Origin of the sequence: Halobacterium sp. DL1, from assembly GCA_000230955.3 — an archaeon.
Classification (GTDB): domain Archaea; phylum Halobacteriota; class Halobacteria; order Halobacteriales; family Halobacteriaceae; genus Halobacterium.
Genome location: CP007060.1, coordinates 2,482,615 through 2,505,815, shown reverse-complemented (window position 1 = coordinate 2,505,815; position 23,201 = coordinate 2,482,615). Strand labels below are relative to the sequence as shown.

At 67.7% G+C, this 23,201-nt stretch carries 25 protein-coding genes; 15 read left to right on the top strand and 10 right to left on the bottom strand.

Annotation, left to right across the window (positions count from 1 at the left end):
* Nucleotides 1–66 precede the first annotated feature (66 nt).
* Both HALDL1_15000 and HALDL1_14995 read right to left on the bottom strand, forming a co-directional pair.
* Complete coding sequence (locus HALDL1_15000) at nucleotides 67–1,713, bottom strand: lysyl-tRNA synthetase (GenBank protein AHG04750.1); 1,647 nt, start codon at nucleotides 1,711–1,713, stop codon at nucleotides 67–69.
* Complete coding sequence (locus HALDL1_14995; protein ID AHG04749.1) at nucleotides 1,714–2,433, bottom strand: uridylate kinase; 720 nt, start codon at nucleotides 2,431–2,433, stop codon at nucleotides 1,714–1,716. It abuts the gene before it with no gap.
* A 125-nt stretch (nucleotides 2,434–2,558) separates the two neighbouring features.
* Here HALDL1_14995 and HALDL1_14990 point away from each other — a divergent pair, with 125 nt between their 5' ends.
* The 3 genes from HALDL1_14990 to HALDL1_14980 all read left to right on the top strand — a co-directional run bounded on the left by HALDL1_14990 (nucleotide 2,559) and on the right by HALDL1_14980 (nucleotide 5,070).
* Nucleotides 2,559–3,323, top strand: a complete 765-nt coding sequence (locus HALDL1_14990) for a molybdopterin-guanine dinucleotide biosynthesis protein MoaE (protein ID AHG04748.1) — start codon at nucleotides 2,559–2,561, stop codon at nucleotides 3,321–3,323.
* Between the two features lie 214 nt (nucleotides 3,324–3,537).
* Nucleotides 3,538–3,789: a hypothetical protein gene (locus tag HALDL1_14985; GenBank protein AHG04747.1), complete on the top strand. Its 252-nt coding sequence runs from the start codon at nucleotides 3,538–3,540 to the stop codon at nucleotides 3,787–3,789.
* 171 nt (nucleotides 3,790–3,960) lie between these two features.
* The gene (locus HALDL1_14980) at nucleotides 3,961–5,070 is read left to right on the top strand and encodes a membrane protein (GenBank protein AHG04746.1); all 1,110 of its coding nucleotides are present in this window, start codon (nucleotides 3,961–3,963) and stop codon (nucleotides 5,068–5,070) included.
* Here HALDL1_14980 and HALDL1_14975 read toward each other — a convergent pair.
* On the bottom strand, nucleotides 5,067–5,927 hold the full coding sequence (locus HALDL1_14975; GenBank protein ID AHG04745.1) for a thiamine-monophosphate kinase: 861 nt from the start codon (nucleotides 5,925–5,927) through the stop codon (nucleotides 5,067–5,069). The genes HALDL1_14980 and HALDL1_14975 overlap by 4 nt on opposite strands.
* Before the next feature lie 284 nt (nucleotides 5,928–6,211).
* Between HALDL1_14975 and HALDL1_14970 the strand changes: the two genes are divergently transcribed.
* The 4 genes from HALDL1_14970 (at nucleotide 6,212) to HALDL1_14955 (ending at nucleotide 8,638) form a co-directional block, all read left to right on the top strand.
* Complete coding sequence (locus HALDL1_14970; protein ID AHG04744.1) at nucleotides 6,212–6,667, top strand: 30S ribosomal protein S19; 456 nt, start codon at nucleotides 6,212–6,214, stop codon at nucleotides 6,665–6,667.
* Between the two features lie 104 nt (nucleotides 6,668–6,771).
* Nucleotides 6,772–7,128: a DNA-binding protein gene (locus HALDL1_14965; GenBank protein AHG04743.1), complete on the top strand. Its 357-nt coding sequence runs from the start codon at nucleotides 6,772–6,774 to the stop codon at nucleotides 7,126–7,128.
* A gap of 1 nt (nucleotide 7,129) precedes the next feature.
* Entirely contained in the window at nucleotides 7,130–7,723 is a 594-nt protein-coding gene (locus HALDL1_14960) for a tRNA(5-methylaminomethyl-2-thiouridylate) methyltransferase (GenBank protein AHG04742.1), read from the top strand.
* Nucleotides 7,724–7,762: 39 nt separating this feature from the next.
* Nucleotides 7,763–8,638 (top strand): hypothetical protein, encoded by an 876-nt coding sequence (locus HALDL1_14955; protein AHG04741.1) that lies wholly within the window; start codon nucleotides 7,763–7,765, stop codon nucleotides 8,636–8,638.
* Nucleotides 8,639–8,704: 66 nt separating this feature from the next.
* On the opposite strand, the gene HALDL1_14950 is transcribed toward HALDL1_14955, so the two are convergent.
* Nucleotides 8,705–9,199 (bottom strand): hypothetical protein, encoded by a 495-nt coding sequence (locus HALDL1_14950; GenBank protein AHG05399.1) that lies wholly within the window; start codon nucleotides 9,197–9,199, stop codon nucleotides 8,705–8,707.
* 765 nt (nucleotides 9,200–9,964) lie between these two features.
* Here HALDL1_14950 and HALDL1_14945 point away from each other — a divergent pair.
* Nucleotides 9,965–11,263 carry a histidyl-tRNA synthetase gene (locus tag HALDL1_14945; protein AHG04740.1) on the top strand — a complete coding sequence of 433 codons (1,299 nt, stop codon included), beginning with the start codon at nucleotides 9,965–9,967 and terminating at the stop codon, nucleotides 11,261–11,263.
* Nucleotides 11,264–11,266: 3 nt separating this feature from the next.
* Nucleotides 11,267–12,061 (top strand): tRNA pseudouridine synthase A, encoded by a 795-nt coding sequence (locus HALDL1_14940; protein AHG04739.1) that lies wholly within the window; start codon nucleotides 11,267–11,269, stop codon nucleotides 12,059–12,061.
* On the opposite strand, the gene HALDL1_14935 is transcribed toward HALDL1_14940, so the two are convergent.
* Nucleotides 12,062–13,390, bottom strand: coding sequence for a peptidase M28 (locus tag HALDL1_14935; protein AHG04738.1), 1,329 nt, complete (start codon nucleotides 13,388–13,390; stop codon nucleotides 12,062–12,064).
* A gap of 124 nt (nucleotides 13,391–13,514) precedes the next feature.
* Here HALDL1_14935 and HALDL1_14930 point away from each other — a divergent pair, with 124 nt between their 5' ends.
* The 4 genes from HALDL1_14930 (at nucleotide 13,515) to HALDL1_14915 (ending at nucleotide 17,602) form a co-directional block, all read left to right on the top strand.
* Nucleotides 13,515–15,308: an oligopeptidase PepB gene (locus HALDL1_14930; protein AHG04737.1), complete on the top strand. Its 1,794-nt coding sequence runs from the start codon at nucleotides 13,515–13,517 to the stop codon at nucleotides 15,306–15,308.
* A gap of 98 nt (nucleotides 15,309–15,406) precedes the next feature.
* Entirely contained in the window at nucleotides 15,407–16,642 is a 1,236-nt protein-coding gene (locus HALDL1_14925; GenBank protein ID AHG04736.1) for a peptidase, read from the top strand.
* Between the two features lie 63 nt (nucleotides 16,643–16,705).
* Nucleotides 16,706–17,179, top strand: coding sequence for a pyruvoyl-dependent arginine decarboxylase (locus tag HALDL1_14920; GenBank protein ID AHG04735.1), 474 nt, complete (start codon nucleotides 16,706–16,708; stop codon nucleotides 17,177–17,179).
* A 57-nt stretch (nucleotides 17,180–17,236) separates the two neighbouring features.
* Nucleotides 17,237–17,602 carry a hypothetical protein gene (locus HALDL1_14915; protein ID AHG04734.1) on the top strand — a complete coding sequence of 122 codons (366 nt, stop codon included), beginning with the start codon at nucleotides 17,237–17,239 and terminating at the stop codon, nucleotides 17,600–17,602.
* Here the strand turns inward: HALDL1_14915 and HALDL1_14910 are convergent.
* Complete coding sequence (locus HALDL1_14910) at nucleotides 17,599–17,694, bottom strand: hypothetical protein (protein AHG05398.1); 96 nt, start codon at nucleotides 17,692–17,694, stop codon at nucleotides 17,599–17,601. The genes HALDL1_14915 and HALDL1_14910 overlap by 4 nt on opposite strands.
* Before the next feature lie 77 nt (nucleotides 17,695–17,771).
* Entirely contained in the window at nucleotides 17,772–19,574 is a 1,803-nt protein-coding gene (locus HALDL1_14905; protein AHG04733.1) for a translation initiation factor IF-2, read from the bottom strand.
* 310 nt (nucleotides 19,575–19,884) lie between these two features.
* Between HALDL1_14905 and HALDL1_14900 the strand changes: the two genes are divergently transcribed.
* Together HALDL1_14900 and HALDL1_14895 are read left to right on the top strand one after the other, a co-directional pair.
* Nucleotides 19,885–20,127 (top strand): photosystem reaction center subunit H, encoded by a 243-nt coding sequence (locus HALDL1_14900; protein ID AHG04732.1) that lies wholly within the window; start codon nucleotides 19,885–19,887, stop codon nucleotides 20,125–20,127.
* A complete protein-coding gene (locus HALDL1_14895; protein AHG04731.1) occupies nucleotides 20,127–20,585 on the top strand; it encodes a DNA-binding protein in 459 nt (152 codons plus the stop codon). Before HALDL1_14900 ends, HALDL1_14895 begins: the two co-directional genes overlap by 1 nt.
* On the opposite strand, the gene HALDL1_14890 is transcribed toward HALDL1_14895, so the two are convergent.
* The 3 genes from HALDL1_14890 to HALDL1_14880 are packed head-to-tail and all read right to left on the bottom strand — an operon-like array spanning nucleotide 20,582 to nucleotide 23,132.
* Nucleotides 20,582–20,716, bottom strand: coding sequence for a CopG family transcripitonal regulator (locus HALDL1_14890; GenBank protein ID AHG04730.1), 135 nt, complete (start codon nucleotides 20,714–20,716; stop codon nucleotides 20,582–20,584). The two genes, HALDL1_14895 and HALDL1_14890, sit on opposite strands and share 4 nt — an antisense overlap.
* A 55-nt stretch (nucleotides 20,717–20,771) precedes the next feature.
* Entirely contained in the window at nucleotides 20,772–21,806 is a 1,035-nt protein-coding gene (locus tag HALDL1_14885; GenBank protein ID AHG04729.1) for an abortive phage infection protein, read from the bottom strand.
* A 48-nt stretch (nucleotides 21,807–21,854) separates the two neighbouring features.
* Nucleotides 21,855–23,132, bottom strand: a complete 1,278-nt coding sequence (locus tag HALDL1_14880) for a glucose-6-phosphate isomerase (GenBank protein ID AHG04728.1) — start codon at nucleotides 23,130–23,132, stop codon at nucleotides 21,855–21,857.
* Between the last annotated feature and the right edge of the window lie 69 nt (nucleotides 23,133–23,201).

The window sequence follows — 23,201 nt, the reverse complement described above, 5'->3', positions numbered from 1 at the left end:
GTCAGTGGCGTGGCGACAAAAGACGTTCGGGGTGGGATTCGCCCGGCCGGCGTCCGGTCGGCCCGCCTACCGCTCCCGGCGCAGGCGCTCGAGGACGAACTCGCGGTCGAGTTTCGCGAGGAACGGACCGAGCTGTGGCCCCTGGTCCTCGTCGAAGAACAGCCGGTAGCCCGCCGAGAAGAACTCGCCGATGTCGACGTCGTGGCGCTTCGCGGACTCGTATATCTCGCCCTGCAGCGCCTCGCTGTCGGGGTCCTCGCGTTCGATGAAGTCGGCGAGTTCGTCGAGCGCCGTCTCGGTGACGCTGTCGAACTCGGCGTCCGGGAGTTCGGTCCGCTTCAGGTCGTAGTTGAACTCGTTGTCCGTGCGGCGGGCCCACTCCCGGGCGAGTTCGACGCGGGAGAGCGCGTCCTCGACGACGTCCTCCGAGGCGTCCTCGGGGATGTGGCCCTCCTTCCGGGCGATGGTCTCGCGGATGTCTGGGTCGTCGGTCATCCCGAGGACGGCCGCGAACGTGAACGGGATGCGGACGCGCTCGGGGCGCTCCTCGCCGGCGACCAGCGGGTAGACGCGCTCGGCGTGCTCGCGCTCGTCCTCGTCCGCTTCGGCGTCCTCGAAGTAGACGGCCTCCAGGCGGTCGAACTCGTCGACGAGCTGGTCGAGGCGCTCGACGGAGAAGTCCCGCGCCTTCTTCGGGTCCTTGCTGAAGAAGTAGCGCACGACCTCGGGTTCGAGCATCCGGAGGACGTCCTGGACGAGCACCACGTGGCCCGACGACGAGGAGAACGCCTCGCCGTCGAGCGTGAACCACTCGTACACCATCGGCACCGGCGGTTCGTCGCCGAGGACGTTGCGCGCGATGTCGACGCCCGAGGGCCAGGAGCCCTCCGCGTGGTCCTTGCCGAACGGCTCGAAGTCCACGCCGAGGACCCGCCACTGGGCGGGCCACTCGAAGCGCCACGGAAGCTTCCCGTCGCGCAGGCTCGCGGTGCCCTCGTGTCCACAGCCCTCGATGGTCTGGTCGCCGGCCTCGATGTCCGCGCACTCGTAGTCGACGGTGCCGGCGTCGAGGTCGATGGCGGTCACGGCGTCTGTCTCCGTGACGTGCCCGCAGTTCTCGCAGATGGGGCGGAACGGCACGTAGTCCTCGTCGACCTTGTCCTGGTACTCGCCGAGAACGTCGCGGGCGGTGTCGCGGTTCTCGAGGAGGAACCCCGTCACGTTCTCGAGGTCGCCGTCCTCGTACAGCGCGGTGTTCGACACCATCTCCACCTCGATGCCGAGCAGCGCGGCGGACTCCTCGATGAGGTTCGAGAAGTGGTCGCCGTAGGAGTCACAGCAGCCGAACGGGTCCGGAATCGCGGTGTACGGCGCGCCGAGGTTCTTCCCGAGCGCGCCCGCGTTCACGTCACCGAGGTCGACGATGTTGCCGTCGAGGTCGGCGAGTTTCCGCGGGAGCTTCCGGAGCGGGTCCCGGTCGTCGCTCGTGAACACCTGCCTGACGTCGTAGCCGCGATCCCGGAGCGCCTCCGCGACGAAGTAGCCGCGGACGATCTCGTTCATGTTGCCGAGGTGGGGAACACCCGACGGCGAGATGCCGCCCTTGATCACGATTGGCTCCTCGGGGTCGCGTTCGAGGATGCGGTCGGCGACGTCGTCCGCCCAGAAGTCGCGGTCGTCGGCGAGCGCGTAGGGGTCGTCCTCGGACTGCATCTACTCGCTCGCCCAGTACGTCATCTGGTCGTCGGCGCCGTCCGGGATGATGTCCGTCCCCTCGTGGTCGCCGTACAGCACCGCGTCCACGATGCGCTGGGGGTCGGTGCCGTCGAGGACGATGGTGCGCACGCCCGAGCGCTCGATGAGTTTCGCGGCGAGCAGGTCGACCGGCGCGGAGGAACCCGCGTTCATCTCGATGTCCGCGATGATGTCGACGAGTTCGCCGGCGGTCATCTGCTCGAAGTGCTTGGCGTCGTCGTCCTCGTTGGGGTCCGCGCTGAACACGCCCGGCACGCTGGTCGCGTAGAGGAGGAGGTCGGCGTCCGTGTACTCCGCGAGCGCCGCGCTCACGGCGTCGGTGGTCTGCCCGGCGACGACGCCACCCATCACGGCGACGTCGTCGCGGCGCATCGCTTCTCCGGCCTCCTCGTAGTTCTCTGCGGGGCTGGGGGCGGCCCGCCCGCCGAGCGCCGCGATGAGCAGGCGTGCGTTGATACGCGTCACGTCGATGCCGATGTCGTCGAGTTCGATCTCGTTGGCCCCTAGCTCCCTGGCCGTCCCGATGTACTCCCGCGCGACACCCCCACCGCCGACGACGGCTCCGACCTCGCAGCCGGCGTCGGCCAGTTGTTCGATGGCGGCGGCGTGCTCCTCGACCCGCTCGTGTGAGAGGTCGGGCGCGAGCACGCTCCCGCCGATAGAAACCACGACTCGCATACTACAGCGTGATACCTCCGAAGCGGCCTTAAGGGTTGTCAACTCGGGTTCGTTCGGCTGCGGAACACCTTTGCTCGCAGCGTCGCGGCGACACCTACAAGCCCCGCGGACACGCACCTCGACGTATGCAACTGCTCGGCATCGCCGGGCCCGGCGCCGACCCGGTCGCGGACGAACTCGCGGACCGGCTCGCCGACCGGGGCCGCGTCGCCGTCGTCCGGGAGGGCGACACCGACGCGCCCGACTGGACCGCCTACGTCGTCGGCGACGGCTGGACCGGCGTCGGCGGCGAGCGCTCCGTCGACGACGTACTCGACGAACTGGCCCGCGACCACGACTACGCGCTCCTCGTGAACTTCCCGGACGCCCGCGTCCCCCAGATTGCGGTCGGTGACGCCGGCGTGGAGGACCCCGTGCTCTCGACGATCGCAGCGGACCCGGACCTCGACGCGGCCGTCGCGGCCGTCGAGGACGCGGAGCCGTTCGAGACGCTATCCTCGCTCGTCGCGGAACTCAAACGCAGCCCGGAAGCGGACTACGCGGGCGCCATCGCCACGTTCACCGGCCAGGTGCGCGCACTCGAGGACGACGAGGACGAGTGGACGGAGTCGCTCACCTTCGAGAAGTACGACGAGGTGGCCGCCGAGCGCACGGCGACCATTCGCGAGGAACTCGAGGTCCGCGACGGCGTGCTGGGGGTACGACTCCACCACCGCGTCGGCCGCGTCGAGGCGGGCGAGGACATCGTCTTCGTCGCGGTGCTCGCCGGCCACCGCGGGGAGGCGTTCCAGGCCGTCGAGGACGGCATCGACCGCCTCAAGGAGGAGGTGCCGATATTCAAGAAGGAGGTGACCGTCGAGGAGGAGTTCTGGGTTCACGACCCGAACTGAGGCGTCCGATGGTCGAAATCCGGCGCAACTGTCTGACGTTTGATGCTACAAAAATCCACGAGAAAGAAACGGTAAGGGGGTCCTATAAAACGTCTAAGGGAGTTTGAAAATGTCGTGAAACGTCCAACTGATTCCGTTTACTGCTGAAAACGTGCGAACAGCCGCTAACGTTCACCCCTTTATAACCTCTCCTGGGCAGTAGGGTGGGATGAAGATGAGCGCAACCCAGCAGTCCTCCACGACCCCCGAACCGCAGGACAAGGAGACCCGCCTCAAGTCCTACCTCCGCGAGAAGGCCGAAGACGGTGAGCTCTACTTCAAGAGCAAGTTCATCGCCGACGACGTCGACCTCTCCCCCAAGGAGATCGGCGCGCTGATGGTGAAGCTCTCGCAGTCCGCGACCGACCTGGACATCGAGAAGTGGTCGTACACCAGCGCCACCACGTGGCGCGTCCAGCCCGCGTAAGCCGGCGTTCCCCGACTACTGTCCCCGCTCGCGCTCCCGTTCCCTTTCTCGACGCCCGTTCCCGTCGGATTCCCCCTTCCGACGCTCCGCTCCGGCTCCCGTCCCACGTCCGGCGATTGGCCGGTGCCGGTGACAAGGCGTTTAAACCACTGTGGGCGTAACTACGGCGTGATGTCGGCCCAGCCGCCCGACGACGCGCCCGCGCCGGCGAGATTCGACTCCGTCTTCGACGTCTACGAGGTGAGCCAGCAGGACGGCCGCGTGCTCTACTTCGGCGACGCCACGACCGACCGACAGACGGTCATCCGGACGGTCTGGCCGCTGTTCCGCGAGCGGGGCTACGAGGTCGAACTCGCCCGCCGAACCGGCGAACTCGTGCTCGTCGCGGAGCCACACGAGACGAACACGGGTGACTTCCCGTGGAAGAACGTCGCGCTGTTCGTCGCCACCGTGCTCTCGACGCTGTTCGTGGGCGCGCAGTGGTACTACGTCGACCCGTTCTCCCCGGCGATTCTCCGCGCGCTCCCGTTCATGCTCGCGGTAATCGGCGTGCTGGGCACCCACGAACTCGGCCACTACGCGATGAGCCGCTACCACGACGTGGACGCCAGCCTCCCGTACTTCATCCCGTTCCCGTCGCTGTTCGGCACGATGGGCGCGGTCATCAGGATGCGCGGACAGATGCCCGACCGCGACGCTCTCTTCGACATCGGCGCTGCGGGCCCGCTCGCCGGACTCGTCGCCGCCGTCGTCGTCACTGTCGTCGGACTCCTCCTCCCGCCGGTGCACGTCCCGCCGGAGATAGTCAACTCCACGTCCGCCGTGGAGATCCAGTTCGCCTACCCGCCGCTGCTGCGCGCCATCGCGACGGTCGTCGGCGAGCCGCTCTCCTACAGCGACCCGAGTCGCTCTATCAACCCCGTGGTGATGGGCGGCTGGATCGGGATGTTCGTCACGTTCCTCAACCTCATCCCGGTCGGCCAGCTCGACGGCGGCCACATCCTCCGGTCGCTCGTCGGCGACACCGCCGACCGCATCGCGCCGCTCGTCCCCACGACCCTGTTCGCGCTCGCGGGCTACCTCTGGCTCGTCGGCGAGGCCGGCAACGCCGCCGGCATCTGGGTGCTATGGGGGTTCCTCTCCATGCTCGTCACGTTCATGGGGAGCGTCGACCCGATCGACGACCAGCCCCTCGACCGCCGCCGCTCCGCGCTGGGCGTGCTGACGTTCGTCCTCGGGGCGCTCTGCTTCATGCCCATCCCCATTCAGATCGTGGGTTAGTGGGTCCAGCCGCGGTCCGCCAGCGGCTCCCCGTCCAGCGTCACGCCGTCCTCGACGACCTCGCCGACGACCGACAGTGGAACCGGTGTCGCTTCGCGCGCGTCGTCCACTGCTTCTGGCGGAAGCGTCGCCACGAGTTCGAAATCCTCCCCGAACGTGGTGGCGGCCTCCAGGGGCTGGTCTACGAGTGCGTCGAGTTCCGGTGCGACGGGAATCTCCGCGGCGTCCACCGCGAACCCGCAGTCGCTGGCCTCCGATAGCTGGTGGAGCGAGCGCGCGAGGCCGTCGCTGGAGTCCATCATCGCCGTCGCGTACTCGCCGAGGGCCACTCCCGCCGCGACCCGCGGCGAGAACCGGAACAGCTCGTTCGCGCGTCCGGTCTCCCCCGACTCGAACAGCCGCAGTGCGGCCGCGCTCCGCCCGAGCGTTCCCGTCACGACCACGCTATCGCCGGGTTTCGCGCCGTCGCGCCCGATGCGGCGGTCCGTCTCGCCGACCGCCGCCGTCGCCACCGTGAACTCCTGGTGGCTGTCGAGGTCGCCGCCGACGTACGCCGCGTCCGCGTCCTCGCAGACCGCCGACGCGCCCTCGACGAACGCGCCCAGTTCCTCGTCGTCGAAGTCGGGCGCGGCGTAGGCGGCCACTGCTGCGGTGACCCGTGCGCCCATCGCTGCCACGTCCGACAGCGACGCGCCGACCGACCGCCAGCCTGCGGTGTAGCGGGTAGTCCCCTCGGGGAAGTCCGTCGTCTCGTGGAGCATGTCGACGGTGAGCACCGTCCCGTCCACGAACGCGGCGTCGTCCCCGGCGCTCGCGACGAGGCCACCGACGAGGTCCAGCGCCGCCCGTTCGTCCATACCGGCCCTTCACCGCCCGCGACTAAAACGCCGTGGATGCTGGAGTGGTCTCCCGCCGGTCGGCCACGCGGCTCACGGGTCGTTCCACTCCCCGTTCGCTCAGTCTGCGGACTCACTGCGTTTGTCCACGCGGCTCGCGGCTGGCTCCGCTCGCTCATGCCGTGGACTCACTGCGTTTGTCCACGCGGCTCGCGGCTGGCTCCGCTCGCTCATGCCGTGGACTCACTGCGTTCGTCCACGCGCCTAACGATGGCTTTAAACGAATCCACCGTGAATTCGGCCCAATGGCAACCCTCTACGACGCCCCTGCGGACGAGCTCCTCGCCGAGCTCGCCGAGGAGCTCGAGGACGAACTCGACGAGCCCGACTGGGCACAGTTCGCGAAGACTGGCTCCGGCCGAGAACTCCCGCCCGAACAGGAGGACTTCTGGGCGACCCGCGCCGCCAGCCTCCTGCGCAAGGTCGCGATGGAAGGCCCCATCGGCGTCAAGCGCCTCTCGACGGCGTACGGCGACACCCGCGACGGGTCGAACCGCTACGTCGTCTCGCCCTCCGAGAGCGCCGCCGGCTCCCGGAACATCATCCGCACCATCCTCCAGCAGCTCGAGGACGCGGAGCTCGTCGAACAGCAGCACGACCGCGGCCGCGTCGTCACCGCGGAGGGCCGCAGCCTCCTCGACGACACCGCGAACACGGTCATCGAGAACCTGGACCGTCCCGAACTCGAGCGCTACGCCTGAAGTAGCGTTCGACGCAATTTCTCCGATTTCTCCGCCGCCGAGCCACGCGACCACCGACCGGGTGCGCAACAATTAACGGGATACGAAGCAAAGGTCCGACTAACATGAGTGGGAACCCAGACGACGAGCGGCTCGACGAACTCCGTGAACAGAAGATGGAGAAACTCAAGCAGCAACAGCAGGGAGGCGGGGGCGCCCAGGGAGAGGCACAGCAGCAGGCCCAGCAGCAGGCCGAACAGCAGAAACAGGCGCTGCTCAAGCAGCACCTCACCGACGGCGCGCGCAAGCGGCTCAACACCATCCGGATGAGCAAGCCGCAGTTCGCCGAGAAGGTCGAACAGCAGGTCCTCGCGCTCGCCCAGTCCGGCCGACTACAGGACCGCATCGACGAGGAGCAGATGAAGGAACTGCTCCGCGAACTCAAGCCCGACTCCAAGAGCTTCAACATCAACCGCCGCTAGCATGGAGCTGGGCCTGCTCTACAGCGGCGGGAAGGACTCCACGCTGGCGGCACTCGTGCTCGAACGGTTCTACGACATCACGCTCGTCACCGCGCACTTCGGCGTGACCGACGAGTGGGAACACGCCCGCGACGCCGCGGACGCGGCGGGCTTCGAGTTCACCGAGATCGAACTCGACCAGGACGTCGCAAGGGAGGCCGTCGAACTGATGCGCGAGGACGGCTACCCCCGAAACGGCATCCAACACGTCCACGAGCACGCCCTGGAGGCTGTCGCCGGCGAGGGGTTCGACGCCATCGCTGACGGCACCCGCCGCGACGACCGTGTCCCGACCGTCTCGCGCGCCCAGGCACAGAGCCTCGAGGACCGCCACGACGTCGACTACCTCTCCCCGCTCTCCGGGTTCGGCCGCCGGGCGGTCGACCGCCTCGTGGACGCCGAACTCGACGTCGAAGTCGGCCCGAGCGAGGAGATTCCGCGCGCCGACTACGAGGCCGAACTCCGTGCGCTCCTCGCCGAGGAGCACGGCGAGGAGGCCATCCGCGACGTGTTCCCGGACCACGACCAGACGTACGTCCACGGCCTCCGGGAGTAATCGAACCACTCTTCTCCGGGAACCCGCTCCGTTCGCGTGATGGAGTCGGGGCTACTGTACGCGCTCGCCGCCGCTGGCGTCTGGGGCGTCTGGCTGTTCGCTCTGAAGCGTTACTTCGCCGGCGTCCACGCCGCCGTCCTCACACTGTTCGTGAACGTCTCGGCCATCGCGTGGTACCTGCCGACCGTCGCCGCCACGAGTCCCGACGGGTTCCCGGCGTTCCCGTCGCTGGGCGCCACCGCAGTTGGCGTGTTCGCTGCGACTGTCGTGCTCGGCGGCGCGGCGTTCATCATCTCCGTCTACGCGCTCGGGGTCGGCGACGTCTCCTACGTCGCACCGATCGCGAAGATCGTACCGGTGTTCGTCGTCCCGATAGAGGTCCTCGGACTGGATGCGACGCTCGAACCGACTGCCGTCCTTGGCATCGCCGTCGCCACGTCCGCGGTCTACCTCGCGAACTACGAGGGCGGCGACCTCCTCACGCCACTCCGGAAGGCCGCCACCGCCCGCCCCGCCCAGCTAGCCCTCCTCTCCGCGATGCTGTACGCCGCCAGCGACATCGGCCGTCGCCTCGTCCTCGGCGACTTCGCGTTCCCGACTCGCCTCTGGGTGCCGACATTCCTCGCCGGTATCGCCGTCGCCGTCCTCCCGCTCGCCCTCCGCCGATGGCCAGCGACCGGGATTCGCCCCTACCTCCCCCAGTTCGTCCTCGCGGGCGCTGGCGTCGCCGTCGGCGAGCACGTCACCGCGCTCGCGTTCGCCAGCGCGCCCGCGAGCATCGTTTCCACGCTCGTCAACGCCCAGGCCATCGTCGCCGTCTTGCTGGGTTGCTTGTTGCTGGGTGAGCCCGGGCTCAGACGTCGGCTGGGTGCTGCGGTACTGGCTGTCGTCGGTGTTGGTCTGATTGCCGTCTAAGTTCCCGAGTAGAGCCTCAAGTTCTGTTCCGTTGCCATCGAGTCCGCCAGAACTACCGAAAGAAACTCATCTCGTAACAGTGACCCGAGTCTCCATCTGAGATGTCTCTTGCTCAAACGAGTCTTCGAACTCGGCCTTATTCCCAATCTGTTTTTCGGGGTCAAATACAAAGACGAGGAGGGTATCAATATTCGTGTCAAGGCGATACTGTTCTTTGTCCTCTGCCAACTCACTACGAAGTGAATGCTCCTGCCGGGTTGGCGAGGCTCGTTTTACTTCCACCCCTATCGTCTCGTTTTGTATCAAGAAGTCTATCCGAGGCGATACTGAGCTGTGTCGTTCAGTATGTGGCTCCCGTCGAACGTCATCAAAATGGAGTTTTAGAAGCCCATGTAGAAGATACTGAACATCTGCCTCATCGTCCATCGTCAGAGGCTTTCTATCGCTTCTTCGTTCTTGAAGCGGGATACTGATTTCCCCAAACTGGTTAAAAATCTGCTCAATTTGATGAACTGCCGTTTTCTCCCCTGACACAGGTTCCTCCTCCTGGAAGTAACTCACTTGGCCCGAATATTCGACCGTGAAGAAATCGTATATCGTGTCATAGACATTCTGTACATTCCTGTAATCCTGTGAGACTCCCCTTTTCGCGTTTTCGCAAGAGGGTACAGCTATCTCTCGCCACTCTTCAGCAGTGTCATACCAGTAGGAAAATTTGATGTCTCGTCCACTTACAGCGACAGTAAAGTCGTTGAACTCAGTCTCCGTTTGAGAATGAGAGCCATACGAATCTAAATCTTTGCGGATGTGAACGCCTCCAACGTCAGTAAGTTGCACATCAGTTGTTGGACGTGACTCGGATTTGAGCCAATCTTCAAGTAGCCCAGTAACCCCCAACACTTGGTCTACAGATAATGCCTGTAGTTTTAGTTCACTCTCCTCCTGCACTTCAAACGAACTCCCCCACTTCGTGGCCTCTTTGCGTGATATCCCCATCTCAATTCCGCTCTCTCCTTCATCAATACGGAGGACTGCGGTTACCTTCTCGTCCCTTTCGCCAACCGTCTTATTATAATAACAGGAGAATCCATTCTGCATAGTTTACTTGTCCATTACCTGAGGGCACTACTTGGTTGTTTTCGAACGGTCTCTATAATCTCTGGCGTGAAAGTAGCTAGATAAATAGCAGTGCGAGTTGGGTTGTTTCAGAGTAATAGACGCCTGATTATGCCTATATTTTGTAGAGCAGCCTCAACTCAAAGCTAGTACGCCACAGAGAAACACGGAACGAAAGCATTCAAGCGCGAGACGCGAGAACCACGTCCTATGTACGACCGACTGAAGGGATTCCGTGACTTCTACCCCGACGAGATGGGGCCGCGTCGCGTGGCGATAGACGCCCTGGAGGGCGCCGCGCGGCAGTACGGCTTCCGGGAGATCGGGACGCCCGCCCTGGAGGGCCAGCAGATGTACGTCGACAAGTCCGGCGAGGGCATCGTCGAGGAGCTCTACACCTTCACGGACCAGGGCGGCCGCGACGTGGCGCTGACGCCCGAACTGACGCCGACGGTGGCGCGGATGGTCGTGGCAAAACAGCAGGAGCTCCAGAAGCCCATCAAGTGGTTCTCGACGCGGCCGTTCTGGCGCTACGAGGAGCCCCAGCAGGGCCGGTTCCGGGAGTTCTACCAGACGAACGTCGACATCTTCGGGTCGAGCGACCCGCGCGCAGACGCCGAGGTGCTGGCGGTAGTCGCGGACGGCCTCACCGACCTCGGGCTGACGAGCGAGGACTTCGAGTTCCGCGTGAGCCACCGGGACATCCTCGGCGGTCTCCTCGAGGCGTTCGACGCGGACGTCGACACCGAGGAAGCCATCCGGACGGTCGACAAGCGCGAGAAGGTCGAGTTCGCGGAGTACGTCGACGGCCTCGAAGCCGCCGGCCTCACCCGGGAGCAGGCCGAGCGCTTCGACGACCTGCTCGCGGGCGACGACCTGGACGCGCTCGTCGAGTTCGCGGGCACGGAGCGCGTCGACGACGCCGTCGCGAACCTCCGGAACGTCCTCCAGGCGGCCGAGAACCTGGGCGTCCGCGAGTACTGCGACGTCTCGCTGACCACGGCCAGAGGGCTCGACTACTACACCGGCGTCGTCTTCGAGTGCTTCGACGCGACGGGCGAGGTCGGCCGGTCGGTGTTCGGCGGCGGGCGCTACGACGGCCTCATCGAGAGCTTCGGCGGCCAGCCGACGCCCGCGGTCGGGGTCGCGCCCGGCCACGCCACCCTGGGGCTGCTCCTCGAGAACGCGGGCGTGCTCCCGGAGGGCGAGTTCACCGCCGACTACTACGTCCTTCAGGTCGGGGACACCGAGGCCGAGGCCGCGCGCGTCGCGGGTGACCTCCGGGACCGCGGCAACGTCGTGGACACCGACGTGACCGGTCGGAGCTTCGGCGCGCAGATGAACTACGCGGACGGCATCGACGCGGAGACGGTCGTCATCGTGGGCGAGCAGGACCTCGCGAACGGCGAGGTGACGGTCAAGCACATGGAGAGCGGCGACCAGGTGACCGCGCCGTTCGACGAGTTCCCCGGCGAACTGGACGCCCCGACAGTCGACGACTACGAGTAGCCGATGCCCCGTCGCGCGTTCCGCGTCGCCTACGACGGTCGCCCCTACTACGGCTTCCAGCGCCAGCCGGACGTGACGACCGTCGAGGACGAACTGTTCGGCGCGCTCCGGCGACTCGACGTCTTCGAGGGCGAGAAACCCCCGGGCTACGCCGCGGCGGGTCGCACGGACGCGGGCGTCTCGGCGCGCGCTCAAACCATCGCGTTCGACGCACCCGACTGGCTCGTGCCGTCGGCGCTGAACACCGAACTCCCCGGCCCCGTCGACGCGTGGGCCAGCGCCGACGCCCCACCCGACTTCCACGCGACCCACGACGCGAACTGGCGCGAGTACAGCTACTACCTTTTGAGTCCAGAGGCCGACGACTCGCGCGGCCGCCGCGCACTGGACCGGCTCACCGGCGAGCACGACTTCCACAACCTCACGCCCGACGACCGGAACACGGTCCGGGCACTCTCCGGGTCACTGGTGTGCGAAGGCGACTTCCTCGTCCTCACGCTGCGCGCCGAGGGGTTCTGCCGGGAACTCGTTCGCCGCGTCGTCTCGCTCGTGCGGGAGGTCGCGGCCGGCGCGTCGTTCGACCGCATCGACCAACTACTCGGTTCGGAACCGGTCGACGGCCGGGCGGGCGTCCCGCCGGCGGACCCGCACCCGCTGGTGCTCCACGACGTGGACTACGACCTCGACTTCTCGGTGGACGAGGAAGCCGCGGCGCACGCCCGCGAGCGGTTCGCCGCGCTCCGGGACGACCGCCTCGCGCTCGCGGCGGTCGCCGGCCACGTCGCGGACGGCGTCTGACTACTCCCAGTCGGCGGGCCAGACGCCCGCTGCCTCCATGCCGGGGCGCACGTCCGCGGCGAGCAACTGGTCGCGGAGCGCCGACTGGTCGGGCCGCGGGACGTCGCGGCGAGTGAGGTCCTGGACGAGCAGCGCGGCCAGCATCCCGTGCTCGCGGAGATTCCGCGAGTCTGCCTTGTCGCGGGTGTCGGCGTGCGTGTGGCCCCACCCACGGCCGCGTTCGGGCGTGACACTGTGTAACTGGACGGCGGGGACGCCCCGCCGGAGGAACGGCCAGTGGTCGCTGTACGGGTGGATGCTCTCGTCGACCTCGACCGGGTGGCCCGTCCGCTCGGCGAGGTCGTCGAGGACCGCTTCGAACGCGTCGGTGCCGTGCGTGAACGCCCGCAGGGTCCGGTAACGGCCCGCGCCGTCGACGTTTACGACAGCGCGGACGGACGCCGGGTCGAGGGAGTCGGCGAGCGCCGTCGACCCGTGGAGGCCGACCTCCTCGGCGCCGACCGTCGCCACGCGTACCTTGCAGTCCAGGTCGAGTTCGGCGAGGACGCGCGCCGCCGCGACCACGGTGGCGACGCCGCAGCCGTTGTCGAGTGCGCCCTCCGCGATGTCGTGGGCGTCGTGGTGGGCGACGACGACGACCTCCTCGTCGGTGTCGGGTCCGAGGACGGCGTGGGCGTTCCGACCGGTCCCCTGTTCTGTGGTCGCGTCGACCGAGAGCGCCACTCGGCCGTCCCGCTCGGCGTACTCCTGGAGCCACGCGCCCGTCTCCTTCGAGGCGCCGACGGCGGGAATCTCGCCCTCGTCGCCGAACCGCAGCGACCCCGTCGGCGGCAACTGGCCGTCCTTGTGGTTGTAGAAGACGAATCCCGCGGCCCCGCCGTCGACCGCGCGCCCGTACTTCTCCATGCGGTGGACGAGGCGCTCGCTGGCTGGGCTGTCCGTGGACGCGAGGACGACGCACCCCTCGATGTCGCGGTCCTCGAACGCCGACCCCGTCCCGAAGCCGACGTCGACCAGTCGCCCGTTCACCTCGCCCGCAGGCGCGTACGGGAGTGCGAGCGCCTCGAAGCTCCGCTCGACGGGCTCGGTCACCGCGAGCGAGCAGTCTCCGCGCGTCCAGACGGTGAGGTCGAAGTCGTCGACGGTCGCGTCGCGTGCGCCGGCCGCCGCGAAGGCGTCGGCGGCGAGTTCGGCCGCCCGGCGCTCGCCCTCGTGGCCCGCCATACGGTCGTCGAGTTCGGTGAGTGCGGTGAGTACGTCCCACGGCGCCTCGTCGGTCCACGCCCGTCCCAGCGCGCGCTCGACGCCGCGCGCGTCCTCGTCGGTCATGAGTGGAAGTACGCGGGGCGTCCGGGAAAAACTACGCCCCGACGGAGTCCTCTCCCGCCCCGATTTGGCGGCACGCACGCATCGTTTGGGAACGTTTAACCGAATTGCCACGGACCAGGTTGGTATGAGCAGCGTCCCCGAACGCGGCGAGCGAGACGACGACTACAAGTGGGATCTGGAGTCCATCTACGCGAGCGACGAGGACTGGGAACAGGCGTACGAGCAGCTGTCCGAGGAACTGGGCGAACTCGAGGCCTACGAGGGCCGCCTCACCGAGGACAGCGAGACGCTCCTCGAGGCGCTCGACCTCCGCAACGAGATCCACCGCGAGGCCGAGAAGGTCGCCTCCTACGGGCGGATGCGCTCGGACGAGGACACCCGCGACCAGGAGTACCAGGCGCTGAAGGCGCGCGGCGCCAGCCTGATGGCTGACGTGTCGAGCGCGAGCTCCTACTTCGACCCCGAACTCCAGGACTGCAGCCGCGAGGAGCTCCAGTCGATGGTGGAGTCCACGGAGGGCCTCGAGGAGTACGAGCACTACTTCGACGACGTGCTCCGGATGAAGCCCCACACCCGCTCCGCTGAGGTCGAGGAGCTACTCAGCGACCTGAGCGAGGTGTTCGGCGCCCCGAGCGACGCGTACAACATGCTCACGGACGCCGACCTCGAGTTCCCGACCGTCGAGGACCCCGACGGCGAGGGGGTCGAAATCTCGCAGGCGAACCTCACGAAACTCCTGAAAGAGCCCGACCGCGAGTTCCGCCAGACCGTCCACGAGTCGTTCTACGAGACCATCAGCGACGTCCGGAACACCATCGGCTCGACGATGAAGAACCAGATGAAGCGTGACGTCAAACTCGCGGAGGCGCGCAACTACGACACCGCCCGCGAGGCCGCCCTCGACAGCGGCAACATCCCGACGGAAGTGTACGACAACCTGGTCGACACCGTCGACGACAACCTCGACAAGCTCCACCGCCACGCCGACCTGAAGCGGAAAGCCCTGGGCGTCGACGAGCTCAAGATGTACGACCTCTACATGCCCATCGTCGACTCCGAGAGCCCGGAGATCGGCTACGAGGCGGCCAAGGACCACGTCGTGGAGGCCGTCGCGCCGCTCGGCGAGGACTACCAGAACCGGGTCGCCGAGGGCCTCGAGTCCAACTGGGTGGACGTCTACGAGAACCGCGGGAAGTACTCGGGCGCCTACTCCGGGGGGACGTACGACACCCAGCCGTTCATCCTGATGAACTACCAGGACGACATCGCCTCGATGTTCACGCTGGCCCACGAACTCGGCCACAGCCTCCACAGCGAGTACACGAGCGAACAGCAGCCGTACGTCTACTCGCAGTACGAGATCTTCGTGGCCGAGGTCGCCTCTACAGTGAACGAGGCGCTGCTCGTCAACCACCTGCTGGACACCGTCGAGGACGACCGGTTCCGCCGTCACATCCTCAACGAGTACCTCGAGCGGTTCCGCTCGACGCTCTACCGCCAGACGATGTTCGCGGACGTCGAGCAGCGCCTCCACCGCCTCACCGAGGAGGGCGAGGCGCTGACCTCCGAACGCATCGACGAGGTGTACGGCGAGCGCAAGGAAGCCTACTACGCGAACGCAGACGTCGACGACCACATCCGCCGCGAGTGGATGCGCATCCCGCACTTCTACTACAACTTCTACGTCTTCCAGTACTCCACGGGCATCTCCGCCGCCGTCGCGCTCGTCCAGGACATCCTCGAGGAGGGTCAGCCGGCCGCCGACCGCTACCTCGAGTTCCTCGAGCGTGGCTCCAGTGAGTACCCCCTCGAACTGCTCCGTGACGCCGGCGTCGACATGTCCACGAGCGACCCCATCGAGCGCGCGCTCGGCGTCTACGACGACTACCTCGGCGAAGCCGAGACACTCGTCGAGTAACGAGCGACTAGCCCGAAAACCGTCTGACGTGCGGCGGTCGGAAGGCGTTCCGCCTACCCAAAGGAACTTCTACGCCCGGCCCCTAGGACGGGCAACGAATGTCGCGTAGTCCCTCATTGCCCGACCGGCCGACGCTCGATATCGACCCCGAGTCACCGCCGGAAGAACACCTCGACGCGCTCGAAGACCACTTCGGGGAGATTCTCGCAGTGCACGAGCAACTGCAGAGTCAACTCGACGAGGTCGAGTCGCGCCGGGAGGAGCTCCGCGAGGAGGTCAACCACCTCCAGACGGAGAACGAGACTCTGAAGACGGCGTCGCTGTACCTCGCCACCGTCGAGGACCTGCCCTCCGACGGTGACGCCGTCATCAAGCAACACGGCAACAACCAGGAGGTGTTGACGGAGCTGTCGCCGCGGCTCTCCGACAAGCTGGACGTCGGCGACCGGGTCGCAATCAACGACTCGTTCAGCGTTCAGCGCGTCCTCGACAGCGAGACGGACGCTCGCGCCCAGGCGATGGAGGTCGACCAGTCCCCGAGCGTTGAGTACGACGACATCGGCGGCCTCGAGGAGCAGCTCCGCGAGGTCCGGGAGGCCGTCGAGGACCCCCTCGTCAACCCCGAGAAGTTCGAGGCCGTCGGCGTCGAACCGCCGAGCGGCGTCCTGCTCCACGGGCCGCCCGGCACCGGGAAGACGATGCTCGCGAAGGCCGTCGCGAACCAGACCGACGCGACGTTCATCAAGATGGCCGGCAGCGAGCTCGTCCGGAAGTTCATCGGCGAGGGCTCCCGGCTGGTCCGGGACCTCTTCGAGCTTGCCGACCAGAACGAGCCTGCCATCATCTTCATCGACGAGATCGACGCCGTCGCCGCCAAGCGCACGGACTCCAAGACGAGCGGCGACGCGGAGGTCCAGCGCACGATGATGCAGCTGCTCAGCGAGATGGACGGCTTCGATGAGCGCGGCGACGTCCGCATCATCGCCGCGACCAACCGCTTCGACATGCTCGACTCCGCAATCCTGCGCCCGGGCCGCTTCGACCGCCTCATCGAGGTCCCCCACCCCGAGGTCGAGGCTCGCGAGCGCATCCTCGAGATCCACGCCGGCGAGATGAACGTCGCCGAGGACGTCGACTTCTCGGACCTCGCGGAGCAGACCGACGGCTTCTCCGGCGCACAACTCGCCAGCCTCACGACCGAGGCCGGGATGTTCGCCATCCGCGACGACCGCCAGGAGGTCCGCCGGGAGGACTTCGACGACGCCTTCGCGAAGCTCGTCAACGAGGGCGAGGACGGCGACCTCGGCCCGAGCTACCCGAGCTACATCCAGTAGCTTCCCCTTTTCCCCGGGCGCGGAATCGAAGCCCATTACCTCGCCGCCCCGCTACCCCGGGGTATGACTATCCGAATCGCCTGGGGGACGGGCGCGGGGCCGACCGAGATGGCGGCCTACGACGCCGCGCTCGCGGACGCGAACCTCCACAACTACAACCTCGTCTCCGTCTCCTCGGTGATCCCCGCCGACGCGGACGTCGAGGTGGTGGGGACGGCCCCCGACCTCGGCTCCGCGGGGAACCGCCTGACCGTCGTCCAGGCGCACGCCAACGCCGCGGGCCCGGGGCAAGTTAGCGCGGGACTGGCCTGGGACGAGAGCGAGGGCGGACCGGGACTGTTCTACGAGGCGGCCGGCGAGACGGACCCCGAGACTGTGGCCGAGCGCGTGCAGGCGGGCCTCGCCGCGGGCCGCGAACTCCGGGACTGGACGTTCACCGGGGAGACGACGCGGACGGTGAGCACGGACGCCGCGGCCGGCGAGTACGCGGCGGCAGTCGTCGTCGCAACGTACGGCCGGAGCGAGCCGATTCACTGAGTGCGAATCCTTCCCACAGTAAAAGGCCTTTACGTGGGGGGGTCCTATAAGGGGACAATGCACGGGAACACGCCGTACAGCGGTGTGGAGCAGTCCAGCGCCGACCTGACGGCGACCCAGCGGCGCTCGCTGCGTGCCTCCACCGCACAGATCGCCGCCCGAACCAGGGACTACCTCCCCGACGAGTTCGTCGTCGGCTCCGAGATCAGCGACGGGAACAACGGCGTCCAGGTGACCGTCGCCGTCCGACCGCCGGTCGGCAACCCGGTCAGCGCGGGGTTCACCCCCGAGTTCGAGAACCTCGCGGACGACGACCTCATCTCCGACGAAGACCGCGAGGAGGTCGCTCGCGGCCTCGCCGCCAGCGCCGCCCTCCAGGTAAAGGCCGCGCTCGGCGACGACGTTCCGCGGACGGCACGCTAGTTCTGCAGTTCTTTGCGGTAGTCGGGAGTCGGCGCGACGGAGTCGCCCAGCTCACGTGCGATTCGACTGTCGATTGGCTGGTCGGCTCGCATACAATCCACCTCGCAGTGGGGCGTAGGACCGCTGGAGACTAACATTCTACTCTCCGCCGCGTGTCAGTCTCCGGGCCTCACTTCCCCCAGAAGGGGTCGCGCTTGCGCTGAATCTCGAGGTAGGCCTTCAGTGCCTCGCGCTCGTCGGCGGGAATCTCCTCGGCGAGTTCCTGCTCGAGGACCTTCGCGTGTTTCTCCGGGAGGTCGACCCACAGTTCGTCGCCCTCCTCGATGTCGCGGCCGACCGTCGGCCCGTCGATGGAGACGCTGACGCGGTTGCCAGCCCGCGCTTCGTCGACGTCCTCTCCCTGGTCCTGGATGCCCTTCACGACGCCGACGCGGTCGAGTTCGTTGCCCTCGATGCGGCCGACCGGCGTGTTGCGCTTCAGCGTCCCGGAGACCACTTCGACGCCGACGACGGCGGGGTCGCTCTGGCGGAACGTGTGGTCCTTCAGGATGCGGAACCGCGCGGGCCGCACGATGTTCTCGAAGATGGCCTCCTTCTGCTCGCGCTCGCGCTCGTCGACGAACGTCTCGTACTCCTCGACGAGCTGGTAGATGACGTCGCTCTCGAACAGTCTGACGTCCTCGTTCTCGGCCTTCTGCTCGGCCGCCGCGAGCACCTCGACGTTGAACCCGAGGAGGACGCGGTGTTTCTCCTCGTCGACGGTGGTCGCCATCGCCACGTCGCGGGGCGCGACGTCGCCGACCTCCGCGGACATCACGGGAATCTCGGCCTCCTCGAGGGCGTTGACGAGCGCCTCGAGGCTGCCGAGCGTGTCGGCCTTCACGACGACGCCTTCCTCCTCCGTCTCGACGGCGACCTCCGCGAGTTCGGCCTCCACCTCCTCGACGACGGTCTCGACGTCTCGGTCGCCGACGGCGCGTACCGGCGCGCCCGCCATCGCGTCGTCGAGGTCGGGCGCCGCTATCTTCAGGCCGGCCGCGGCCTGCATCTCGGGTACGTCGTCGAAGCGCTTCTCCGTCCGGATCTCGGCGAGTTCGCGTGGCTTCAGGAGCGCGCGCACCTCCGTCACGATGGGGTCGTTCTTCCCGCCGACGACGATCTGGTCGCCCTGCCGGACGGTGCCGTCGTAGAGGATGACGTCGAGGGTCGTCCCGAACCCCTGTTCGTCTTTCACCTCGAGGACCGTCCCGGCGCCCGGCCCGTCGATGTTGACCTCCATCTCGGCCTTCATGTAGCGCTGTGCGAGCCCCATCAGCACCGTGAGGAGGTCGGGGACGCCCTCGCCGGTCTCCGCGGACACCGGGATGACGCCGATGTTCGACTGGAAGTCCTGGACGCGCCAGTAGAGGTCCGATGAGAAGTCCGCGTCGGAGAGTTCGCCGATGAGTTCGTACAGTTTCTCGTCGAGGTCCGACCTGACGCGGTCGGACTGGGCCTCGTAGGTCTGCTGGACCGGCGAGTCCTCGTTGGGGTTCCACCCCGGCACGGTGTCTATCTTGTTCGCCGCGACGACGAACGGCGTCCCCGTGTCCTTGAGGATGCGGATGGCCTCCTCGGTCTGGGGCTGGAAGCCGTCGTTGACGTCCACGACGAGGATGGCGATGTCCGCGAGCGCGCCGCCCCGCGAGCGCAGCGTCGAGAACGAGTGGTGGCCGGGCGTGTCGATGAACAGCAGGCCCGGCAGGTCGAACTCCGTCGGGTCGACGAGGCTGCCCGCGACCTCCGACACCACGTCCAGCGGCACGGCTGTCGCGCCGATGTGCTGGGTGATGGCGCCGGCCTCGCCCTCGATGACGGCGGAGCCGCGTATCTTGTCCAGGAGGCTGGTCTTCCCGTGGTCGACGTGGCCGAGGACCGCCACGATTGGCGTGCGGAGGTCCCCGGTGGTTTCCGTGGTGTCTGCGTCGGACATAGTAGAATCCTCCGAGAGAACGGTCGTTACCCGAACAGAGCGCGCGGTATCGTATAATTCCATCGTAACGCAGGCGAGTACCCGGGTTGTTCCATGCGCTGGATGGGTGTGACTGGGCAGCTGAATACCGTAGCGGTAGGCGGTGAACGCCAGAAAGCCCTCGCGCGGATCGCGCACTTCGTCCGCGAGCCACCCTCGCCCTTTCGATCCACCAGGCTGCCGGTTGGGTACTCAGCAGACTACCCTAGTCGTCGTACGCCCGTCCGACGACCCCGCGGGGTTTATGTGAATCCCGGCAGTGGAAGCGGATATGGCCGACATCCTCGCCGAGAACCTCTCCGGGAAGGCCGTGATGGGGTCGGACGGCACCGAACTCGGGATGCTGTACAACATCACGATGGACCTGAAGAGCGGGAAACTCGAACACCTCCTCGTGGAGGAGCACGAGGACTCGACGGTGAACATCGACTTCCCGACCGACGAACAGGGGCGCTACCGGGTACCGGTCGGACGCGTGCAGGCGGTGAAGGACTACATCGTCGTCGAGCGATAGTGCACGTTCTCGACTCGTCGGCGTTCATCCACGAGTACGACGTGGACGGACCGACGGCGTCGGTGCCGGAGGTCCGCGAGGAGTTGACGGACTCCGCTGGCTTCCGCTTCGACGCCGCCTCGGGCAGCGGGATGCAGGTGCAGGTGCCCGGGGAGGCGGCGCTCCGCGCGGTCAGGAACGCCGCCAAGCGGACGGGCGACGACAGGGAACTCTCCGAGACGGACCGGCGCCTGCTCGCGGTAGCCCACGAACTTGGGGGGACGCTGGTCACCGACGACTACGCGATGCAGAACGTGGCCGACGAACTCGGCGTCACTGTCGACGTCATCGCCCAGGAAGGCATCGACGAGCGCCGCGACTGGAACTTCCAGTGTGCGGGCTGCGGCCGCGAGTTCGACGAGTCGAAGGACCGCTGTCCGGTCTGCGGGAGCGACCTCTCACGGAAACGCCCCCGCTAGCTGACCTCATCGAGCCCGTTCTCGATGAGCTGGCGGAGCACCTCCTGCTCCGAGAGGTCGTACTCCCGGGCCAGCTCCTCGATGTCCGCCGAGAGCGAATCGTCACAGACGACGGAGAACTTCTGGGGCACGCTCTTTCCATTCACGACACTGCTACGTAATACTTAGTCAGCCCGGCGTCAGACGCTACGTGAACGCGACGTAGGCGAGCCCGAACTGGACGGCGTCGTAGACGCCGTGGACGACGACCGGCGCGAACAGGTCGTCGGTTCGCGCGTAGGCCACGCCGAGGACCAGCGAGACGAGGAAGAGCCGGGAGAGCGTCACGAGCACCGCGCCCGGTGGCGCGCCAGCCCCGGTGTACGCCAGCAGGTGGCTCCCCGTGAACACGAGCGACGCGGCGACGATGGCCGCGCGCCCGGAGTACGCCCCGTCGAGGTACTTCTGGACGCCGTTGCGCGCGAGCAGCTCCTCCCCCGGACCGATGGCGACCAGCGACACCACGACGAGCGGCGGCAGAATCTCGGGGTGGGCCTTCGCCGTCTCGACGAGGCTGTGGGTGCTCTGGGGGAGCGAGAACGTCGATACGACCACGTTCAGGAGCACGTGGACCGCGAAGATGGCGACGACGCCGACGCCGGCGACGAGCAGGTCCCGCCGGTCCGGGCGGCTCACGTCGATGCCGCCGTCGAACGAGCGCACGAACACGATTCCCGCGATGCCGTACCCGACGCTCGCGATGGTGGTGTTCACGGGCACCTGGACGAGCGGATTCGCCGGGAGGAAGGCGACGACGACGGCCGCGAGCAGGCCGCCGAACAGCAGCGCCGCGATGGAGACGACCACCGCCACGAACGTCCGGCGCTCGCGCTCGTGGACGCCCGCCTTCTCGAGACCCGCGACGGCGGCGGCGCCCGCGCTCACGGCAGCGAGACCGGCGAGCAGTGCGAGCAGGGGGCCGCGCGGGAGGGTCCCGGTGATGCCCAGAATCGCGTACGCCGACGCGAGGACGAGGCCGCCGCCGGCGACGGCGGCGACGGCGTCGAGCCAGTCGGGGCCGGAGCCGTGGCGGCGGAGCGCGAACGCGAGCGCGGCGAGGCCCGCGAATCCGCCGGCAGTCAGCGTCACGAGTTCCGCGACGGGCGCCCAGTCGAGGAAGGTGGCGGCGAGGCCGACGCCCGCGACGACGAACCCGACGGTCTGCGCGTACCGGTCGTTCACGTCCGGCGCTGCGGGCCCCGCCTGCTTAGGCGTGCCGCTCGCGGCGCGCTACTCGACGCCGAGGTGGCGTTTCTCCGGCAGCCACTCCTCCCCCCTCAGCAGGCCGCGGGCTGCCTCCTTCCCCCACTCGACGGCGGGCTGGGTGAACGTCTCCACGCCGTACAGTTCGCCGGCGAGCATGCAGGCGGCCTCCATGTCGTACAGCAGGCGGCCGAGCGAGCGCTCGTCGACGGCGTCTATCTCGACGCGGACGTTGGGCACGCCCGACTCGGCGAGGCTCGCCTCGGTGGCCTCGAACTCCGCGTCGAGCAGGTCGCCGAGGCTGTGGCCCGCGAGGTAGTCGAGGCCCTCGAGTTCGGTTTCGGGGATGTCGCGGTCCGCGCGCTCTGTGGGCCGCACGAGCGTGACGAGTTTGTCCCGGGGCCCCGCGCGGTAGAGCTGGAGCTGGCTGTGCTGGTCGGTGGCGCCGAGCGCCCGCGCGGGCGTCTGGCCGAGGCCGTCCTTCCCGAGGCTCTCCGCCCAGAGCTGTGCGAACCACTCCGCGAACGTCTCTAGGCCCTCCGCGTACGGCATCATCGCGTTGGTGCTCGCGCCGCGCTGGTCGAGGGCGTACGCGACCGCGCCGTAGGCGTACGCGGGGCAGTCGAACAGCGAGTCGGCGAGCGCGTCCATCCCGTCCCGGCCGCCCGCGAGAATCGCCTCGACGTCGTGGCCGGCGAGCGCCGCCGCGGGGAGGCCGACCGTCGAGAGCGCGGAGAACCGGCCGGGCACGCCCTCGGGGACTGCCAGCGCTGGGAGGTCGTGTTCGTCGGCGAGGTCCCGGAGGTTGCCGTCGAGGCCGGTGGTGACGAACGTGCGCTCGGTCCAGTCGACGCCCGCGTCGGCCATCGCCTCGCGGACGACGAGGAAGTTCGCGAGCGTCTCCGCGGTCGTCCCGGAGCGCGAGACGACGTGGACTGCCGTCTCTGAGAGGTCGACGTCGTTGAGCAGGCCGGTGACGTGTTCGGGGTCGACGTTGTCGAGGAAGTGGCAGTCGAGGTCCGAGTCGAGGGCGTCGACGAGCGTCGCCGCGCCGAGCGCGCTGCCGCCGATGCCCACGGTCAGCAGCGTCTCGCTGTCGGCGAACGGCTCGACGGCCTCGCGGACGGCGTCGGCGTCGGCGGTCTCCGGGAGGTTCAGCGCGGCGTAGCCGAACTTGTCGTCGGCCATCCCCGCTGCGATGCGGTCGTGTGCGTCGGCGACGCGCTCGTCGAGGCGAGTGAGCGCGTCCTCGGGGACCCCCGGCGTCGCCGTCTCGGCGAGCGCGTTCCCCAGGTCTACGTGCATACGACCTATGCGGGGAGCCGTTGGCTTAAGTCGCCGTGCTTTTGCTCCGTGGGCGCCGACCCACTGTCG

What these genes read in the sequence shown, in the direction of transcription:
- HALDL1_14965 (AHG04743.1), top strand. Translation starts at nt 6,772, where the DNA reads ATGAGTGGGAACCCAGACGACGAGCGGCTCGACGAACTCCGTGAACAG.
- HALDL1_15000 (AHG04750.1), bottom strand. Translation starts at nt 1,713, where the DNA reads ATGCAGTCCGAGGACGACCCCTACGCGCTCGCCGACGACCGCGACTTC.
- HALDL1_14940 (AHG04739.1), top strand. Translation starts at nt 11,267, where the DNA reads ATGCCCCGTCGCGCGTTCCGCGTCGCCTACGACGGTCGCCCCTACTAC.
- HALDL1_14985 (AHG04747.1), top strand. Translation starts at nt 3,538, where the DNA reads ATGAGCGCAACCCAGCAGTCCTCCACGACCCCCGAACCGCAGGACAAG.
- HALDL1_14925 (AHG04736.1), top strand. Translation starts at nt 15,407, where the DNA reads ATGTCGCGTAGTCCCTCATTGCCCGACCGGCCGACGCTCGATATCGAC.
- HALDL1_14995 (AHG04749.1), bottom strand. Translation starts at nt 2,433, where the DNA reads ATGCGAGTCGTGGTTTCTATCGGCGGGAGCGTGCTCGCGCCCGACCTC.
- HALDL1_14945 (AHG04740.1), top strand. Translation starts at nt 9,965, where the DNA reads ATGTACGACCGACTGAAGGGATTCCGTGACTTCTACCCCGACGAGATG.
- HALDL1_14980 (AHG04746.1), top strand. Translation starts at nt 3,961, where the DNA reads ATGTCGGCCCAGCCGCCCGACGACGCGCCCGCGCCGGCGAGATTCGAC.
- HALDL1_14960 (AHG04742.1), top strand. Translation starts at nt 7,130, where the DNA reads ATGGAGCTGGGCCTGCTCTACAGCGGCGGGAAGGACTCCACGCTGGCG.
- HALDL1_14990 (AHG04748.1), top strand. Translation starts at nt 2,559, where the DNA reads ATGCAACTGCTCGGCATCGCCGGGCCCGGCGCCGACCCGGTCGCGGAC.
- HALDL1_14880 (AHG04728.1), bottom strand. Translation starts at nt 23,132, where the DNA reads ATGCACGTAGACCTGGGGAACGCGCTCGCCGAGACGGCGACGCCGGGG.
- HALDL1_14900 (AHG04732.1), top strand. Translation starts at nt 19,885, where the DNA reads ATGGCCGACATCCTCGCCGAGAACCTCTCCGGGAAGGCCGTGATGGGG.
- HALDL1_14920 (AHG04735.1), top strand. Translation starts at nt 16,706, where the DNA reads ATGACTATCCGAATCGCCTGGGGGACGGGCGCGGGGCCGACCGAGATG.
- HALDL1_14975 (AHG04745.1), bottom strand. Translation starts at nt 5,927, where the DNA reads ATGGACGAACGGGCGGCGCTGGACCTCGTCGGTGGCCTCGTCGCGAGC.
- HALDL1_14910 (AHG05398.1), bottom strand. Translation starts at nt 17,694, where the DNA reads ATGCGAGCCGACCAGCCAATCGACAGTCGAATCGCACGTGAGCTGGGC.
- HALDL1_14930 (AHG04737.1), top strand. Translation starts at nt 13,515, where the DNA reads ATGAGCAGCGTCCCCGAACGCGGCGAGCGAGACGACGACTACAAGTGG.
- HALDL1_14905 (AHG04733.1), bottom strand. Translation starts at nt 19,574, where the DNA reads ATGTCCGACGCAGACACCACGGAAACCACCGGGGACCTCCGCACGCCA.
- HALDL1_14970 (AHG04744.1), top strand. Translation starts at nt 6,212, where the DNA reads ATGGCAACCCTCTACGACGCCCCTGCGGACGAGCTCCTCGCCGAGCTC.
- HALDL1_14915 (AHG04734.1), top strand. Translation starts at nt 17,237, where the DNA reads ATGCACGGGAACACGCCGTACAGCGGTGTGGAGCAGTCCAGCGCCGAC.
- HALDL1_14935 (AHG04738.1), bottom strand. Translation starts at nt 13,390, where the DNA reads ATGACCGACGAGGACGCGCGCGGCGTCGAGCGCGCGCTGGGACGGGCG.
- HALDL1_14955 (AHG04741.1), top strand. Translation starts at nt 7,763, where the DNA reads ATGGAGTCGGGGCTACTGTACGCGCTCGCCGCCGCTGGCGTCTGGGGC.